Origin of the sequence: Eisenibacter elegans DSM 3317 (assembly GCF_000430505.1) — a bacterium.
In the GTDB taxonomy this organism is placed as follows: Bacteria; Bacteroidota; Bacteroidia; order Cytophagales; family Microscillaceae; genus Eisenibacter; species Eisenibacter elegans.
This window is the reverse complement of sequence record NZ_AUMD01000020.1, coordinates 113408-129887: the sequence shown is the minus strand read 5'-3', so window position 1 is coordinate 129887 and position 16480 is coordinate 113408. Positions and strand designations below refer to the sequence as shown.

The 16480-nt window shown below is 46.8% G+C and carries 16 protein-coding genes; 10 read left to right on the top strand and 6 right to left on the bottom strand.

What is annotated here, in order from left to right; all coding sequences use genetic code 11:
* Positions 1-366 precede the first annotated feature (366 nt).
* On the top strand, positions 367-918 hold the full coding sequence (locus G499_RS0108210; protein ID WP_026999549.1) for a GNAT family N-acetyltransferase: 552 nt from the start codon (positions 367-369) through the stop codon (positions 916-918).
* A 73-nt stretch (positions 919-991) separates the two neighbouring features.
* Here G499_RS0108210 and G499_RS0108205 read toward each other — a convergent pair whose 3' ends face one another.
* The 4 genes from G499_RS0108205 to G499_RS0108180 all read right to left on the bottom strand — a co-directional run bounded on the left by G499_RS0108205 (position 992) and on the right by G499_RS0108180 (position 7171).
* Entirely contained in the window at positions 992-2275 is a 1284-nt protein-coding gene (locus tag G499_RS0108205; RefSeq protein ID WP_026999548.1) for a hypothetical protein, read from the bottom strand.
* Positions 2276-2659: 384 nt separating this feature from the next.
* Positions 2660-4369 (bottom strand): AMP-binding protein, encoded by a 1710-nt coding sequence (locus G499_RS0108195; RefSeq protein WP_051296085.1) that lies wholly within the window; start codon positions 4367-4369, stop codon positions 2660-2662.
* Between the two features lie 138 nt (positions 4370-4507).
* Positions 4508-6229 carry an AMP-binding protein gene (locus tag G499_RS0108190; RefSeq protein ID WP_026999546.1) on the bottom strand — a complete coding sequence of 574 codons (1722 nt, stop codon included), beginning with the start codon at positions 6227-6229 and terminating at the stop codon, positions 4508-4510.
* 243 nt (positions 6230-6472) lie between these two features.
* Positions 6473-7171: a head GIN domain-containing protein gene (locus G499_RS0108180; protein WP_026999544.1), complete on the bottom strand. Its 699-nt coding sequence runs from the start codon at positions 7169-7171 to the stop codon at positions 6473-6475.
* A 282-nt stretch (positions 7172-7453) separates the two neighbouring features.
* Here G499_RS0108180 and G499_RS21040 point away from each other — a divergent pair, with 282 nt between their 5' ends.
* A complete protein-coding gene (locus G499_RS21040) occupies positions 7454-8218 on the top strand; it encodes a metallophosphoesterase (RefSeq protein WP_026999543.1) in 765 nt (254 codons plus the stop codon).
* A 25-nt stretch (positions 8219-8243) separates the two neighbouring features.
* Here the strand turns inward: G499_RS21040 and G499_RS0108170 are convergent, their stop codons facing one another.
* Positions 8244-8801, bottom strand: coding sequence for a pentapeptide repeat-containing protein (locus tag G499_RS0108170; RefSeq protein ID WP_026999542.1), 558 nt, complete (start codon positions 8799-8801; stop codon positions 8244-8246).
* 209 nt (positions 8802-9010) lie between these two features.
* On the opposite strand from G499_RS0108170, the gene G499_RS0108165 reads away from it, so the two are divergent.
* Entirely contained in the window at positions 9011-10450 is a 1440-nt protein-coding gene (locus G499_RS0108165; RefSeq protein WP_026999541.1) for an SLC13 family permease, read from the top strand.
* A gap of 811 nt (positions 10451-11261) precedes the next feature.
* Here the strand turns inward: G499_RS0108165 and G499_RS0108155 are convergent.
* Entirely contained in the window at positions 11262-12071 is an 810-nt protein-coding gene (locus G499_RS0108155; RefSeq protein WP_026999540.1) for a tetratricopeptide repeat protein, read from the bottom strand.
* 105 nt (positions 12072-12176) lie between these two features.
* Here G499_RS0108155 and G499_RS0108150 point away from each other — a divergent pair, with 105 nt between their 5' ends.
* The 7 genes from G499_RS0108150 (at position 12177) to G499_RS0108125 (ending at position 16475) form a co-directional block, all read left to right on the top strand.
* Positions 12177-12422 carry a hypothetical protein gene (locus G499_RS0108150; RefSeq protein WP_026999539.1) on the top strand — a complete coding sequence of 82 codons (246 nt, stop codon included), beginning with the start codon at positions 12177-12179 and terminating at the stop codon, positions 12420-12422.
* A gap of 337 nt (positions 12423-12759) precedes the next feature.
* Positions 12760-13464 carry a hypothetical protein gene (locus G499_RS0108145; protein WP_026999538.1) on the top strand — a complete coding sequence of 235 codons (705 nt, stop codon included), beginning with the start codon at positions 12760-12762 and terminating at the stop codon, positions 13462-13464.
* 216 nt (positions 13465-13680) lie between these two features.
* Positions 13681-13995, top strand: a complete 315-nt coding sequence (locus G499_RS0108140) for a hypothetical protein (RefSeq protein ID WP_026999537.1) — start codon at positions 13681-13683, stop codon at positions 13993-13995.
* Positions 13996-14338: 343 nt separating this feature from the next.
* Positions 14339-14881: a hypothetical protein gene (locus G499_RS0108135; RefSeq protein ID WP_026999536.1), complete on the top strand. Its 543-nt coding sequence runs from the start codon at positions 14339-14341 to the stop codon at positions 14879-14881.
* 265 nt (positions 14882-15146) lie between these two features.
* Positions 15147-16055 (top strand): class A beta-lactamase, subclass A2, encoded by a 909-nt coding sequence (bla, locus tag G499_RS0108130; protein WP_035726932.1) that lies wholly within the window; start codon positions 15147-15149, stop codon positions 16053-16055.
* 59 nt (positions 16056-16114) lie between these two features.
* Positions 16115-16288: a hypothetical protein gene (locus tag G499_RS21755; protein WP_161627718.1), complete on the top strand. Its 174-nt coding sequence runs from the start codon at positions 16115-16117 to the stop codon at positions 16286-16288.
* Positions 16269-16475, top strand: a complete 207-nt coding sequence (locus tag G499_RS0108125) for a SpoIIE family protein phosphatase (RefSeq protein WP_026999534.1) — start codon at positions 16269-16271, stop codon at positions 16473-16475. Before G499_RS21755 ends, G499_RS0108125 begins: the two co-directional genes overlap by 20 nt.
* Positions 16476-16480 lie beyond the last annotated feature (5 nt).

Below are 16480 nucleotides of genomic sequence, written 5' to 3'. Positions count from 1 at the left end.
TGATATTGTAAAAGTATTTGTTAATTAGTTAATAAAAAGCCGCTATAAAGACAGATTTACAAACCTATAAAGATAGCGATATTTTCGGTGAAAAAAAGAACCTATGCACACAGAGCGCCAATTGGAAATATTACACAGTGGCTAATGTGGAACTGGGTACTGGCATTAAATGAAAAACAACGAGCTACTTAATACCTCTGAAATTCTACGGCTCAGCCTGTAGACCAATGCTACAAAAACCGTATTTTTGTCTTAAGATGCCCTCTTTGTTACCCCGTAGCTACAGCCTCGGGGTAATTTTTCTGAAAATGTTCGGCGGCGTAAACATTTGTCCTAAGGCACTGATATACTCAACCCCCTGATGCGATGATTATTTTCGATACTTCAAACACAAAGGCTGATTTGCAAGGTATTCTTGCGCTCCAAAGCCAAAATCTAACCAATAGCCTGACTCCGGAAGACCTCACAACACAGGGCTTTGTAACCGTACACCATACACTCGAACAGCTGCAAAAGCTCAATGAGGAGGAAAGGCATATTGTGGCAAAGGATAATGGCAAGATAGTAGGCTATGTGTTGGCGATGACACAAAAGTCGAAAGCCGATATCCCTGTATTGGTTCCTATGTTTGAGGTTTTTGATGAAATAGCGTGGAAGGGGAAAATGATTTCAAGCTACAACTATATGGTTGTTGGGCAGGTTTGTGTCGACAAGGGATATAGGGGGCAAGGTATTTTTGACCGCTGTTATGAAGCATATAGCGAGCGCTACCGAAATCAATATGATTTTGCTATCACAGAAATAGCCACAGCCAACACCCGCTCACTTCAAGCACACCATAGGATAGGCTTTCGGGTAGTTAAAACCTATACTTCGCCCGATAAGGTGGAATGGGCCATCGTCGTTTGGGAGTGGTAAGTACGGCAGTTTTTTGTGGGGGAGTGTTCGCCCGACAGCAAGCTGTGGTCGGTGTCGGGCGCTACTCAGCAGCCTAGAGGCTTGGTATTGTTACGGTTTCGCCAATGCAAGGCAGGCTTACCGACTTGCCGGCCATATCGTGGATAAATATGTCTTCTTTGGAGGGGAAGTATTGCTGTGCACGGGCGGCGGCCTCGTTGTTGCCGGCTTTGAGGTACATATTATAAGCTGCTATGTAGACAGCCTTAGACGTTACGGGGTTGTCTGTGGCGCAAGCGCTGCCGCTATTCATATACAAGTTGCCGATGAGGGTATAGGCTTTGCCCGCAGTACTTGGGTCTAAAGAAGCGGCTTTGAGCGCATTGCCCTTCATATTTATTCCGGCAGAAGCCAACTCAAGGTATATAGACGCTTTTTCTTGGTTGGTATTGGCATATTCGGCAGATTTCTCGATAGACTTGAGGTAGTTCTCTTTGTCGCTGTTGGCTTTGTAGGCTGTGGCCAATATCTGATAGTGGTTGTATGAGGGCTCTTTCTGGGCTAGGGTACGGCAAATTTCCACAAACAGCGGGTCAGAGAAGCAGCGGCCTTTGGTCATATTGCGCAAGATTTTTTTGAGCAACTCCAAGTCATCAGGGTTTTGGCGGTATTTGGGGAGTTGTTGTGTTTTGACAAAATCACAGTCTATCGTGATACATTGCTCCGCAATTTGGTTGATTTGATCTTTGGCGGCAAGCCAGTATTTGTCATCCGGAGTGGTTTCGAGGTTGGCTTCTACAATACTGCTAAGCACTTCGAACACTTGTAGGGCTTTTTCATCGGTGATTTCGTCAGCGGCAGAGGCTTTGATAGTACAGAGTATGTAGAAGTACATAATCACATTGGTGCTGTAGGTCTTGTTGGCATTGAGGGCGATAATCTCCTCATAGCTTTTGAAGGCCTCTTCAAATTTTTCGGGTCGATTTGCCCAAAACTGCGCCATTTTGATGCCTTTGCGGTTGAGAGCCTCGGCCTTTTCGTCGGGGAACTGCTCCACCATTTGGTCGGAGAGGGCGATGGCCTTGTCTTGGTATTGGGCGGCTTTGGCGGCATCTTGGGTGTTTTCGGCCAAGGCACTGTATACTTCTATTCCTTTGCGGTATACGTTGGGGTGGGCGTTGGGTAGGTTATTCAAAAACCACTCTAGGGGTGCTATGCCATCGTCAAAGATTTTGAGCGTAACAGCATCTTGAAGCAAGGCCCAGTTTTCTTTGGCGAGTTTTTCGTCGGAGCCCCAGTTAAATGAGGTTTGTGCGTATAGCCCTGTGGTGTGGAGCAGCGCAAATGAAAGGAGAATAAGGCAAAACTGTTTTTTCATAAACCTGTACTTTGCTTTGTGTGGCTTGGCCAATGACAACTATTGAAAGTGCAAAAATATAGTATCTATCCTAGAATCTCCTTTTGTTACCACATAATTAACAATAAGCTAACAAAAGCTGTCCTGTTATAATCAGGGCTTGCCTGTTGACTATCAGTGCTATATGTGTAAGGCAAAAAGTTGCTGACAATTGTTTTCGATGGTAGGGCGCAACAAGAGGTGTCAATGTTCCAAAAATTGTTCGTCCGTAAAAAATTCATCGCCTTCGCTCCATTCCCAATACAAAAAGCTACGGGAGCGGTCAATGTTGACTATCTTGGTACCAATCAAGAGACCTGACACACAGCAGGTCTCTTCTTCTGGACATAATACACAGGCCTCTCCTTATTCCCATACTACACGCTCCGAGCGCTCATAGACCTGCTCTGTCCAAGGGCCATAACGCTCTTCGATTTTATTGCGTTTTATTTTGAGGGTAGGGGTCAAAATGCCGTTTTCCGGAGTCCAAGCCTCCTTTACAATCAAGATTTGCTTGAGCTTTTGGTAGTCCATCAAAGAGGAGTTGATTTGCTCCAGCAAGTTGCTCATACGACTTTCTACCAAGTGTTTTTCGGCTTTTTGGCCTATCTCCGAAAGCACGACCAAGGCCACAGGCTGCGGGGTATGTAAGCCTGCTACACATACTTGTTCGATGAAATCATCTTTGCCAAACTCATTTTCTATAGGTACGGGCACGATGTATTTGCCCTTGGAGGTTTTGAACATATCCTTCACACGTCCTGTGATGCGCAAGTAGCCATCGGCATCAATGCTGCCCATATCGCCAGTGTGCAGCCAGCCGTCTTCGATGGTGTTGCGTGTCATTTCGGGTTCGCGGTAGTAACCTTTCATTACCCAAGGGGCGCGCATCAGGATTTCTTCCGTGTCGGGGTCTATGCGTAGTTCTACGCCGGGTAGGGCTGTGCCCACAGTGCCGATACGCACATCATTGGCGGGGTTAAAACTACAGATGGCCATATTTTCGCTCATCGCATACCCTTCTTGGATGATGATACCGATAGACTTAAACCAGTCTATCAAAGAGGCTGGGATAGGCGCTGCGCCCGAATAGAGCACCTTGGCCTTGTGTAGTCCTAATCCTTTTTGGATTTTCTGCTTGACCAGCCCCGAGATAATGGGCAGCATCAGCAAGGAGTTGAGCCTTTTTTGAGGCATCTTGTTCAATACGCCTGACTGAAACTTTTTCCAAATCCGAGGGACAGCCAAGAAGTGGGTGGGCGCTGTGTCTTGTAGATTTTGGACGAAGGTTTCTAAGCTTTCGGCAAAGGAGATGCTCCCTCCGCTGGCCATTCCGGCCCATTGTACTACGGCGCGCTCGGCGATATGGCAGAGGGGTAGGTAGGAGAAATACCGGTTTTCGGTACTGAGCTGTACAAAATCTGCCGTGTAGTGCATTCCCAGCGCATTGGCTCCCCAGGTATACATCACTCCTTTGGGGTTGCCGGTGGTGCCTGAAGTATAGACAATAGTCAGGATATCTTCTGCTTGGGGGATATAATTTTCGCGCATAGGCGAGTATTGCTCTATCCAGCTGTCCCAAGTATGGGCCGTATTAGTGATGGTAGCATTACCGGGATATTGTGGGTAGCTGATGCAGAGCACGTCTTGCGGGATACCGTCTTGCATCGCCTCCCAATTGGCCAAATCTAGTTTGCCGATAAAGAGCGCCTTACACTGACTATGGGTGAGGACATGGTTGAGCTGCTCGGCATTGAGGTTCGGGTAAAAGGGCACAGATACGTGCCCGCTCATCCCGATAGCGATATCATTGATAATCCAATGGGCACAGTTTTTAGAAATAATGCCAATATTCGACTGTGGAGGCAGGTTGAGCGCCCGCAGGCCGTTGGCAATTCGGCGGGCTTGCTGGCCTACTTCGGCCCAAGTATAGTTGCGCCAAGTGTTGCCATAGGGTTGGCGCAAGAAAACCTCATTGGCGCGTTCGCGCTCCCAACGGTAAAACAGCTCTAGAATGTTTTCTACCTGAGCGTTGTCGGTGGGGGCGTGGGTGGTGGAGTGTGGTTGGGTAGACATAGTTGGGTTAGTTTTTGGTAAATGAATGTATGTACAGTAGGCCCGATATCAAGCCAAGGGCTATATGTCGAAAAAAATGTCCGGTGGCATGAAAAAAGTCATCCCTCTGCATAGAGGAGATGACCTTTGAGTACGTGCTTAGGCTTCCCAAATAATGGTATCAGGCATATCATACCAAGCCTGTAGTTTTTCGCCGTAGACATCCTCTACCACATTGCGCTTGATTTTGAGCGTAGGCGTAAGTAGGTTGTTTTCTACCGACCAAGCCTCCTTCATGATAATGACTTTTTGGAGGCGCTCATAGTTGATTAAGCCCATATTCAGCTCCTTGAGCGTAGACGCTAGGCTGGCCGATACTACATCGCGGGAGGCTTGCAGCCCTATTTCGGACAATACTATCAGCGCCACAGGCTGTGGCAAACCACGCCCCACAACACAGACTTGCTCTACAAAGCTGTTTTTGGCAAAACCAAACTCTATAGGGGCAGGGATGATATACTCGCCTTTGGCCGACTTGAAGCTATCTTTTACGCGCCCGATGATAGTAATGAAGCCATCTTGGTCTTGTGAACACATATCGCCGGTATGTAACCAACCATCGATAAGCACTTCCTTGGTTTTTTCTGGGTCTTTATAATACCCCGTCATCACCCAGTCGCCACGCATAGCCAGCTCGCCGGTTTCGGGTACTATCTTCACCTCGGCGCGTGGGTAGGGCTGTCCTATAGTGCCGACACGTATATTGTCAGCGCGCATCAGCGTACAGCAGCCGGCGTTTTCGGTCATCCCATAGGCCTCTTGAATGTTAATCCCCAGCTTTTGGTACCAAGTCAGGAGCGTGGCAGGCATAGGGGCTGCGCCCGTCAACATCAGGCGTGCTTCGCCCAAGCCCAAGGCTTTTCTGATTTTCTTCTTAACTATCCCTGATAAGATGGGGATTTTGAGGAAGGTATCTAGCTTTTTTTGAGGCATTTTGGCCAAGACTCCTAGCTGGAACTTAGTCCAGATTCGGGGAACGGCCAAGAAGTGAGTGGGTTGGGTTTCGGCTAGATTTTTGGCAAAAGTATCCAAGCTCTCGGCAAAAGAGACAGTGCCGCCCACATACAGGCTGGCCGCCTCTACAATGGCACGCTCGGCAATATGGCAGAGAGGGAGGTATGAGAAGAAGCGCGCATCTTTGGCATCATTGCCGCTGAGGCGCAGCAGCGGGGCTGCCATATCGAGCGCTGCCGATTGGGTATAATAAGTGTGCACCACTCCCTTGGGTGTGCCGGTAGTGCCGGAGGTATAAATAATCGTAGAAATATCGTCGACATTGGGTACAAAATCTTCGCTCTGTGGTGGATGCTTGGCGATGAGCTCATCCCAATCTAAAAAGCCCGCCCCCGTAATTGGAGCCGAAGCAGGATATTCGGGAAAGCGAATCACCTGTACATCTGCCGGAACACCCTCTTTCATATGCTCCCAGCTATCGAGCTTACCCACAAATAGGGCCTTACACTCACTGTGTTCTAAGACTTGCTGTAGTTGGTTGGCCTGTAGTGTAGGGTAAAAAGGCACAGAGACCATATCTGCCATAGAAATGGCCATATCGGCAGTAATCCAGTGGGCGCAGTTTTTGGAAATCAAACCTATATTGGTGCGTGGCGGAAACATACTCTTGAGGGCTGTAGCCATACGGCGCGCCTCTTGACCGACTTCGGCCCAAGTATACTCTTTCCACGTATCCCCATAGGGTTGGCGCAAATAGGGCTTTTGGGGAATGGTTTTTTCCCAATGATAAAAGTAGCTTACCAATGGTTTGACCTTGTTTTGGGTAGTTTTTAGGCTACCATCGAAGGTAGTAGGTTGCGTGCTCATAAGATTTCTATTTATTCTTTATAGAGTACAAACTTATCAATTAATCTCAAAATAACTAATTTTGTTGTGTATTTGCAATGGATTTTGCTGCTTTGGTCGTGTTTTTTCTTGTTTTAGGCGCATATTCCTTGGCTAAAATCGATTTATACCAAAAAAACATCAAAAACAAAGGGCCTGCAAGGCTTACAAAAACCTCACAGACCCTCTGCTGTTGGCGTGCGTTGGGTGATACCGAAACCTTGATTAGAGTTGTTTTGAGCTAGAAGCTCCCGTTACATTTTGCACATTGCGTGGAGGGTTGCCACTATAGCGCAGTGTAGATGCGCCACTGACATTGGCTTCTAAGTCTTCTTTGATATTCAAGCCTACAGACGATGCGCCGGCTATCTGGAGCTTTGCCTTGTCGACTTGTAGGGAAGCGGCTTTGATACTCGAAGCGCCCGCTGCATCCAAAGTCAACTCTTGGGCGCTGCCTTCTATCACAACGTGTGAAGCGCCGATGACATTACACTGAAGCCGCTTGGCCTGTATAGTAGCCTTGAAAGTGGATGCTCCCGACACATCGAGGGTCAGGTTAGGGTTTTTGAGCGCATCGGTGGCTTTTAGTGTGCTTGCGCCAGATACTTTGATCTGTTCTTGCTCTTGTGTATACGTAATGTATACCATAATTTTGCCATTCCAATTGCGGCGTTTGGTGTCTACATATACTTTAAGTACATTGTTTTCTACTTGGGTAATGATTTCGGGCAAGTAACTTGGATCTGATACTTCTATGCGTGCCGAAGTTTGGCTGCCTTTTTGGAGCACGACTGATAGCGCCGAACTGATATGGGTTTTGGTGAAGCTGCTAAGCTGGCGCTCTTCTACGTGCTGCGCAAAGCTGGTATGTAGGCTGAAGAAAGCCACGAATAAGCTCAAAACAAAGGGTAGGGACGTTTTCATAAGTATATGGGTTGGGTAATCTATTCGACCTAATGACAACAGCCCCTAACCCAAGGTTGCACCGCTGACCTGATTATCTATAGAAATTACACCAAACGGCCATATTTGGCTACCTGTGGTGCCGCCAATTATGTTGTTAAAAAAAGCCCAGGAGAGGTGTTCTATTGTAAACAATCAATACACAAAAACAAAATTTATACGGAGCACGGCCTTATGATGCCTGTTTTTAGAGTTTGGCTTTGTTATTGCTAACATTTTGGAGGTAAGTAATAAGGCTGGAAGATGATGGTTAGAAAAAACAATTTTATCCCCCGTAGGACTTTTGGAAGGCGATTTGCCATTGCCGATATCAATGGCTGTATAGCGACTTTGGAGGCGCTATTGTTCCAAAAATTACGCATCACCCGCAACGACCAACTGTTTTTCTTGGGCAATTATATCGACAAAGGCCCCGATAGCCGAGGGGTGCTGGACTTGATGCTGCACCTGCGCGATATAGGCTATCATCTCTACCCCATCAGGGGCATCCGCGAAGAGCGCCTCTTACACATCAGCCACAACGATACTGAAACCTTAAACTGGTATTTGGAAGCCAATCAGATGGAGAGCCTGCTCGAAAACGAAGGGCTAGCCAAAAAATACCAAGATTTTTTGCACGGAATGGCCTATTATTACGAGACAGACAATGCTTTTTTGGTACACGCTGGGTTCAACTTTCAGAGCCCACGCCCTTTCCAAGACAAGCTGGCAATGCTCAATACCCGCCAAACACTGCCTGATGAACGCTTGCCCAAGGGGAAAAAAATATTCCACGCCCACAGCAAACGCTCTATCGAGCAAATACAAGACAGTCTCAATGCAGAAGCTACCGTGATTGGCATACACAACGCCTGCTTAGATGCCCAACAACCCGATACAGACCGCCTAGCCTATGGCAGTCTCTGTGCTGTAGACTTGGATACCCTACAACTCATCAGCCAAGCCAACCAAGACTATCCTACTGTGGTGGCTCCCTTTGCATGGCTTCCGGCACTACACGACTGCTAGCGCCTGTATCCCGACAGATATCATACTATGACACAATCTCTATATCATATTTGCCCAAAAGTCCGGGCAAACCAAGCATAGCAAATCTTGCTTTTTTGATTCGGTTATTTTCAGGGTCAATGTTATAGTTGTAGGCTGTCCTAAAATCAGCCTTTTCCAAGATAGTATACTCAAAAACAGCTTGCATCAGATTACAATCCTCAAAAACAGCACCACTTAGGTCTGATGCGCTAAAGTCGACCTCTTGTAGTTGCGTGTTTTTAAAAAACGTCTTTTTTATTTTCAATTTGTAAAAAGATGAATGATTGAGCTGGCACCCTTCGAACGAAAACGATAGCCCAAATTCTTTGCAGGCATCAAACCGCAAGCCAAGCATCTTACAGTCTTTGAATAAGATATCTTGCAGTGCTGTTTGGTGAAGCTTTACCAGACTTAGGTTGCAGCCATTGAAGCTACAGTCTGTAAACTTAAATCCGGAAAAATCGGCGTTGGCAAAATCACAGTTCTTGAATACACAACACTCATACTCACCAAGGGGCAGGCTGTTTTGTTGGTCAAAGGTTTGGTCGTATACTTCTTGCATTGTTTGTAGACGATAGGGGGGGGGTATTTAGGAGGAACTGCTGTTTTTGGGATAAAATGCACCACTGCCTCCCACCGACAGCGCAATTATTGGTGCTAGACCAGTCACAGCCAAGGCAAATTACTTGAAATTTGTATTTTCATCCTCAAAAGTCCTGAAAATTTGCATCACTGCTTTGGAGTATCTAGTTTTGGGCAAATACTTCGACAATGCCTACATACAAAACTTGGATTTGGGTATGCACCCCTCTGCTTGCCCTTGGGGCTTATTTTTTGGCGCTTGCTTCTTTTTCGGCTGAGGCTGCCTTAGCCTTGGCTGTAGCTACTTGGATGCTTTTTTGGTGGATTACGGAGCCGGTTCCCTTGTTTGTTACGGCCTTGTTGCCTATTGCTGTTTTTCCGGCCTTGGGGCTGATGCCGCTTTCCCAAACCTGTGCAAACTATGGCAACAGCGTTATTTTTTTGTTTATGGGGGGCTTTATGCTGGCTTTGGCGCTCGAAAAGTGGCGGCTTCATCGGCGCATAGCCTTGGGGATAGTATACCTGACGGGGACAGAGACCAACCGGGTAGTGTTGGGTTTTATGCTGGCAACGGCTTTTCTGAGTATGTGGATTAGCAATACTGCCACGGCGGTGATGATGTTGCCTATCGCCGACTCGGTAGTGCGCATCTTTGGTCAACAAGCCACAGCCCAACAGCAGATCGGTATTCGGAGGTTTGCGCTTTCGCTGATGCTAGGCATCGCCATTGCGGCCAACGTAGGCGGAATAGCCACCGTAATCGGCACACCGCCCAATACGGTGATGGTAGGCTATGCGGCTCAAAAACTCCAGTATAATGTCGATTTTGGCCGCTGGTTGTTGATGGCGCTGCCTTTTTCAGCATTGGTTTTGTATGCCGCTTATTTCTTGCTGGTGTCAGTACTTTTCCCCAACGGGCTACCCAAGTTTGACCATGCCGCAGCCTATTTCAGGCAAGAGCTACAGGCTTTGGGAGCGCTCCAAGGCGGCGAGCGGCGTACCTTATGGGTATTTGCTGCTACAGCCTCAGCTTGGGTACTCAGGGGGTATCTCCCTTGGCACATCACCGATACCGAGATTGCAATAGTGGCTACCGTCGTGCTTTTTGTCGTACCCGCAGGAGCTAAGGCCGAAAACCCATCCGAAACCCTCTTGCGCTGGTCCGATACTGAGCGCCTCCCTTGGGGAATTTTATTGCTCTTTGGAGGCGGGATAGCCTTAGCCGAACTGTTGGGGCAAAAAGGGCTTATCCAGCGCATCGGCGATGCATTGGTATTGGGTGAGCAGGGTGGGGCGCTCCTGCCGTGGCTCTTGCTTTTGGTGATAGTGGTGTCGATTTACCTGACCGAAGTCATGAGCAATGTGGCCTTGGTGGTGGTGTTGTTGCCGGTATTGGAAGGGCTGTCCCGGGCGATGAATCTGCCACCGCTGCTCCTGATGATTCCCGCCACAATGGCTTCAAGCTGTGCTTTCATGCTCCCGATGGCCACTCCACCCAATGCCATTGTCTTTGCCGGAGGCTATATCAAGGTTCGCGAAATGGTGAGGGCAGGCTTTTGGCTCAATTTGTTGGCCTTAGGCTTACTATGGCTCTGGGCAATGTTTTGGATACCTCTGCTGTTTGGGTGAGGGGAGGGTATTACTTGGGTTAGAGAGTGGTTTTTTGCAAAATCTTGATAGTCAATTATTTGTAAGAAATTACTCAAAGATGCTAAAGGCTATCAGTAGTTGATGCTCTTAGGTTTTAGTGTAAAACATCATAGAATAGATGATTTTAATTCTTCGAAAACTTTCTTAGCGACGTATTTATCAAACTTATGCTAGTTTTTAGCCTTTATTTTTATAACAGCTTGATAATAAGATTTCTATAAGCAAGAAAAAGGGTAAATTTGAGAACTAACAAATAAGTGTTGCTTTTGAATTGCACTATTCTGAGAAAACACTTATTCCTATCTTAATTCTCAGTATTTTAAGGTTAGTAGAAATCTTTTCAAATTGTGATGATTTTGTAAAAAGCTTAGAGCAATCTCCTTGTTATATGAGCCTAGGGTATTTAGCTGCACAATGTTGTTTGCATAAAAGCGGAATAATGGCATATGCATCTTCTGCCATTATTCTCGGACATGCGCTGTTTCAAGTGGTATTATCAGAGCCCTGTCCATTTTATGGTCAATTTGATGGCCGGTTTGATTGCTTATGTTTTCCTGGCTCAGAAGCCTAATACACCTTTGGTCAATACAAATGAGTATCAAAAAATTGTACTTTGCTAAGCTTATCGAAAATATTCACGTTAAAATAATGGGAGAGTAACCTGATAATCACACCAAGAGTTAGGGGGGCATTCAAAAGAAGCTACCTCATTGATATACCCCGTAGGGGGCGCACGCCCAACGCTCTAATGTGCTATAAACTTCGTCAATCCCTAACAATAGTCGTATTGCTAAGAAACAACATCATCGTCGTTGTTATTCGCCTTTTTCCGAAAATGGTAATAAGCCCAAGCCCCACTGAGAGAGGCTATCAACAAAAAGACGAACAAAGCCCAAAAATAGCGTCTAAGGCTGGGGAGGGGCTTGGTGGGGGCTTGTACCTTGGCTTGGTCTAGGCTATCGATAGCCAGTTGGGCGCTGTCGGGTGATGTTGGTTGTTTGGCCACAATTTGGGACAAACTGTCGGCAGCGTCTAATATTTTTTGGAGACTATCGGCAGGTAGGGCTGCCTGTGTAGCGGCCTCTTGGCAATATTTTTCGTAACTAGGGGTTTTTTTGAACCCCAATTTTTGGGCTTCTTGGTAGTCGTGACAGGCAGCGCGGAAGTTGCGCAGAGCCGCAAAACAGAGTGCTCGAAAGGCATAGTGCTCATCTTTTTCCTGCTCTACAATACCCAGCAATAGGCTGATATCTTCGATGGCCCCTCGGTAATCCTTCAGTTCATACTTGAGGTAAGCGCGATTTTCGTAGGCCTGCGGATAATCGGGCAGGGCGCGGTTATAATCGGCCAGAGCATCTCGGTAGCGTTGTTTTACGAAGTAGGTTGTTCCCCGATACCAATAATAGCGGCTGAGGTGGGGGAAAATCTCGATGGCCTTGGTGTAGGCTTGGATGGCTTCGTCGTAGCGGCCTTCGTTGTGGTAGCGTGTGCCTCTTGTGATCCAGTCTTCGGCCTCAGCGCTGCGGTCTTGAGCCGCCAGAGGCATACCGCCTACGCAAAGCAAGAAGACAATAAGCCAAAAGCTTGGGTATGAGTGCATAGCTTTTTGCTAGTGGGTGGAAAAGTGGGTTAGTGGCTCGATTTGTTGGCCAAAGGTAGCTAAAAAACATGGCTTATGCTATAGCCCCTGTATTGATGAACTAATGTGTATGAGCGCAAAGACGACGGAAGCTACGATATAGTGAGTTTTTCCGACAAGTCGCTCAAGGGTGAAAAGGTTGCTTATGGCATCGTGCCGAATGTTCATTGGTATATACAAGGCAAGCGCATTTATCGTGAACTGAGAAGTGCTTATACATCGGATATCAAGAAAAACCTGCCACTGCGCCACGTCTTCTTTTGGGAAAACGGTCGTTTTGTAACACAATATCTGAAAAATGGGAAGATGTAGCGAAATACCCCAAGAGGCCTTGGTATGATAGGCGGAGTATTTGGTAAAGCCAAAACCCCTCTCGGTAAAAAAGCAGTATCTTTTAGTGATTATTTGCGTAAACTTGTTTCAAATTAAGCTTAGCAAACCAAGCCTCTTTTGTAAAGTAGAAGGGTACTGCCCAAAGCAGGTATGTTACTGCCAATGGTTAGATTGGCTTGGTTTCAGAAGACCAAATTTGTGCGCAAATTCCATAGAAGTGATAGGGCAGGGGAGAGGGCTATTATCAAAATATGTAGCCTGAACATTGTGCAAAATAAAGAAAATAAGCATACAGCATTTGAAAAATACAATCCACATGAAAAACGACCTTATCAAAATTACGGCTTTTTTATTGGCTGTGTGCCTATGGCAGGCCTGTGGCACAGCTACCGAGCAAAAAGAAATGGCTGCAAGCAGCGATACAGACACGGCTGTAGTTACTACTACTGGAGCTGAAATCAATGAGTTGCCAGAGCCTCAGGTTCCTTTGGCCAATATCAGGGAGTACTTTGAGGCGCTCCAACCTGTATTGGCTAAGAAGTATGACGCAAGACAGGGCTATTTCCAACAAAACCTACCCAAGATCACCATCGAAGACCTCAAAAATGGGTATCTTCAGGCAATGGTTCGTGATGGCGTTATGGGAGACCCTGTGTTTGAGTTGGCGCTCTGGAAAACCGCCAAAGGCGAAGATATCGTAGGAGTGTTTGAGTACACCTGCGGAGGCGAAGGCTGCTGGGGCAACCTGAAAAACTTGCAGTTTTTTGATGCCCAACTAAAACCTATCAGCGAAAAAGTACTCAATTGGGCAGACCTACACGACCGTCAAGCCCGCTTCAGCTACAAAAGCTCTACCGAAACAGGGGCTATTCAACTGGCAGGTAAGGATGCGGCGGCTTTGGTCAAAATCCCCCAACAAGGTACGAGCATCGAAATCATCCTTGGTACTCCCGGTATTGCCGAAGCCAAGTTTGTAACCTTAGTGTTTGACAAAGCACAAGGCCGCTTCAATATCCAATAAATGGTCAATTATTGCTCATTTGTATTTATACCAAGATTCAGAGAAGATTTGGGGATTTAAAGGGCTTGATTTTCTTGATTATCCAAGATTCTCAGTGCAAAGATTTCCCAAACCAATTGTGGTTGAGTATAAAAATCGCGTGAATGAAATAACCAAGCACTAAAAGCTAAAAACTCACAACTACTTATTCACTTATTCACCCAAAACATCACTGATATGAAAAAACACTTGCTCCAATTCAGCACCCTAATGATGATACTTTGCCTGCTAAGCTATGGTCTGAGCGCCTACAAGCCCGCCGAAGCGCCGCTGGGAGATGTTACCTTCAGCATCAAAAACGATACGGGTAGCTCTTTCCGTATCTATGATGGGAAAGGCTATTATACCATCAACAATATGGCTGTCAAGAAAGTAACTGTAGAAGAAGGCCGTAAGTTTTATAATGGCGATGGTGGTAAGAAAGGCAAACTTCTTTTTGAGGCCAGCAGCAGTATGAGTGGTAAAACCCTCAAATTGTCAGATTATCTCTAAAAGCTTGTCTAAATTTTCAGCGCGGCGCTCAAAACAGCTGATTTTTGTGCTCATACTAGGCCAAAAGCGAAGGCGCTATGTTTAGCCCACGATTTTAATCGTGGGTGGGCTACGGCGAGCATTTTTAACGAATAGCAGCCAAAAAGCAGTGTTTTGGTGTCGATGAAGAGAATTTTAGACATGCTCTAAAAAGGCACTATACCTGTAAGAATACAGGCGGCTGCAAAACATACTCGCCTCGTTTGTGGAAACACCACAGGCGCGGACGAGTGTCGATATGGAAAATGACCAACAAGCCCAACACTGTCATCAAGTTTTTTTATTCCTAACTATATTTTCACCGATGCAAACAACTCCCAAAACCCTTGCTTGTACGCTAGCATTTTTGATATCGGTAGGCCTGACGGCCTGCGGTAGCAAAGAAACCAAAACGGATACTACCGAAACAGCTACCGAAGCCACCACTGACGCTGCCGAAAATACCAAACCCGCCGACAAAGCCACCGAAAAGGCTGAAAAGGCTGAAAAGGCTGAGATTAAAGACAAAAATGAGAAAAAAGCGGACGATCAGGCCAACTACAACGGTACAATCAACGGCAACCTCAAAATTCAACTCAAACTTGAATACAAAGGTACTGAAGCCGGCCCCAACGGCATGAACCGCGACGCATACGAAGGATGGTATTACTACGAAAGCCAAGGCAAGGAGAAAAAAATAGCCCTAGAAGGAGAGTTTTTCTCAGGCCAGCTATTTCTCAACGAAATGGTTGATGGCAAGATAACGGGTACGTTTACGCTCAATAGCAGCGATGATGGCTTTACTGGCGAGTGGCAAGCCCCCAACAGTACAAAGGCTATGAAGGTCGTATTGAAAGAAAAGTCCTAAACACTACTTCGACAATCATCTACCAAGCCCCTCTGCTTGTACTCAAAGCGCAGAGGGGTTTGTTTTTTGGTCAAAGATATTTTTGTTGTACCCCAGCCTTTAGGATGTTATTGGAAGATGGAGGAAACCTTGACCCATCTTTGCTTGTGCTTGAAAAAGATTTAACCGAAGTTTGTGAAGGACTCGTAAGCGCTTTCTTTAGTTCGTCTGCTTACTTTTCAAACATATAGCTAACATAATAAAAATTATAACATCCTTATTTCCTATGCACCCTTACCTACGCCCTTATTATTTGTTGATTTTCTGTTTTTTTAATGGCCTTACTGCGCAGGCCCAACAACTGGTGAATTTAGAAACCCGCTTAGCCGAGATTGTCCGAGGTAAGCAGGCTACGGTGGGGGTAGCCATCTTGGGCTTGGGTGGCCAAGATACCTTGTTGCTCAATGGTTATGAGCGGTTGCCGATGCAGAGTGTCTTTAAGTTTCATATCGGTATTGTGATGATGGCGGCCATCGATGAGGGGCGTTTTACCCTCGACCAGCCCATCAAGATTCGTAAGCGCGACCTATTGCCCGGCCTCTATAGTCCCATTCGCGACGCACACCTCAAGGGAGCAACCCTGCCTGTGCGGGAGATATTGCAATATACCATCGCCCTGAGCGACAATGTAGGCTGCGACATCCTCCTACGCCTGCTTGGCGGCCCGGCGGAGGTAGAACGTTATTTCCATCAGCGTGGCTTTGAGGCCTTGGCCATCAAAATTAATGAAGAGACGATGCAAGCCAACTGGGAGCTACAGTTCCAAAATTGGACTACCCCTCTCGAAGCCACCCGGGTCTTGGCGGCCTTCTACAACCCACAGCAGCCCTACCTCTCTCCTCAGAGCTACGACACGCTCTGGCAAATCATGACTAGCACCAAAACCGGCCAACAGCGGCTCAAAGGCCAGCTCCCTACGGGCACTGCCGTCGCACACAAAACGGGCTGGTCGGGTACCAACGCCCAAGGTATCACCGCCGCGACCAACGATATCGGGGTCATCAGCCTGCCCAATGGTCAGCCGCTCTTCATCAGTGTGTTCGTAGCCGACTCCAAAGAAGATAACGCCACCAATGAAGCTATCATCGCTCAAATAGCCGAGGCCGCTTGGGATTATTATGCCAACATAGAGTAAAACCTCTTTAGCCAGAAATATCCTTTGTCTAGCCGGTTTTTTCCTGAGCTCATTGTTTTGTGCTAGAATACGAGGCAGTGCGCTCATTATATTATATCAGGCTGACAGAGGGACTGCTCGAAGAAATAATAGGCGACAGATACTCGGTAGGCACTGGACAGAAACGCGCCGTAGAGATAAATAACCATACCTTGCGGCTTCAGTCGGGCGGATATGCTCTATCTGGCGACTGATGGCTTTATAGACCAGAACAACGCCTCTAGGAAAAAGCTGGGGGTGGGTATTTTTAAATATACCTTACAGAGTGTGTTTAATAAAAAGCTCTCTACCCAGTTGCAATACCTAGAGGGGGTGCTTGATGCACACCAAGGTGGGGTTGAGCAGCGCGATGATATTACCCTGTTGGGTATCAGGCTGTGAGGGAT

What these genes read in the sequence shown, in the direction of transcription:
- G499_RS0108210 (WP_026999549.1), top strand. Translation starts at nt 367, where the DNA reads ATGATTATTTTCGATACTTCAAACACAAAGGCTGATTTGCAAGGTATT.
- G499_RS0108205 (WP_026999548.1), bottom strand. Translation starts at nt 2,275, where the DNA reads ATGAAAAAACAGTTTTGCCTTATTCTCCTTTCATTTGCGCTGCTCCAC.
- G499_RS0108195 (WP_051296085.1), bottom strand. Translation starts at nt 4,369, where the DNA reads ATGTCTACCCAACCACACTCCACCACCCACGCCCCCACCGACAACGCT.
- G499_RS0108190 (WP_026999546.1), bottom strand. Translation starts at nt 6,229, where the DNA reads ATGAGCACGCAACCTACTACCTTCGATGGTAGCCTAAAAACTACCCAA.
- G499_RS0108180 (WP_026999544.1), bottom strand. Translation starts at nt 7,171, where the DNA reads ATGAAAACGTCCCTACCCTTTGTTTTGAGCTTATTCGTGGCTTTCTTC.
- G499_RS21040 (WP_026999543.1), top strand. Translation starts at nt 7,454, where the DNA reads ATGATGGTTAGAAAAAACAATTTTATCCCCCGTAGGACTTTTGGAAGG.
- G499_RS0108170 (WP_026999542.1), bottom strand. Translation starts at nt 8,801, where the DNA reads ATGCAAGAAGTATACGACCAAACCTTTGACCAACAAAACAGCCTGCCC.
- G499_RS0108165 (WP_026999541.1), top strand. Translation starts at nt 9,011, where the DNA reads ATGCCTACATACAAAACTTGGATTTGGGTATGCACCCCTCTGCTTGCC.
- G499_RS0108155 (WP_026999540.1), bottom strand. Translation starts at nt 12,071, where the DNA reads ATGCACTCATACCCAAGCTTTTGGCTTATTGTCTTCTTGCTTTGCGTA.
- G499_RS0108145 (WP_026999538.1), top strand. Translation starts at nt 12,760, where the DNA reads ATGAAAAACGACCTTATCAAAATTACGGCTTTTTTATTGGCTGTGTGC.
- G499_RS0108140 (WP_026999537.1), top strand. Translation starts at nt 13,681, where the DNA reads ATGAAAAAACACTTGCTCCAATTCAGCACCCTAATGATGATACTTTGC.
- G499_RS0108135 (WP_026999536.1), top strand. Translation starts at nt 14,339, where the DNA reads ATGCAAACAACTCCCAAAACCCTTGCTTGTACGCTAGCATTTTTGATA.
- bla (WP_035726932.1), top strand. Translation starts at nt 15,147, where the DNA reads ATGCACCCTTACCTACGCCCTTATTATTTGTTGATTTTCTGTTTTTTT.
- G499_RS0108125 (WP_026999534.1), top strand. Translation starts at nt 16,269, where the DNA reads ATGCTCTATCTGGCGACTGATGGCTTTATAGACCAGAACAACGCCTCT.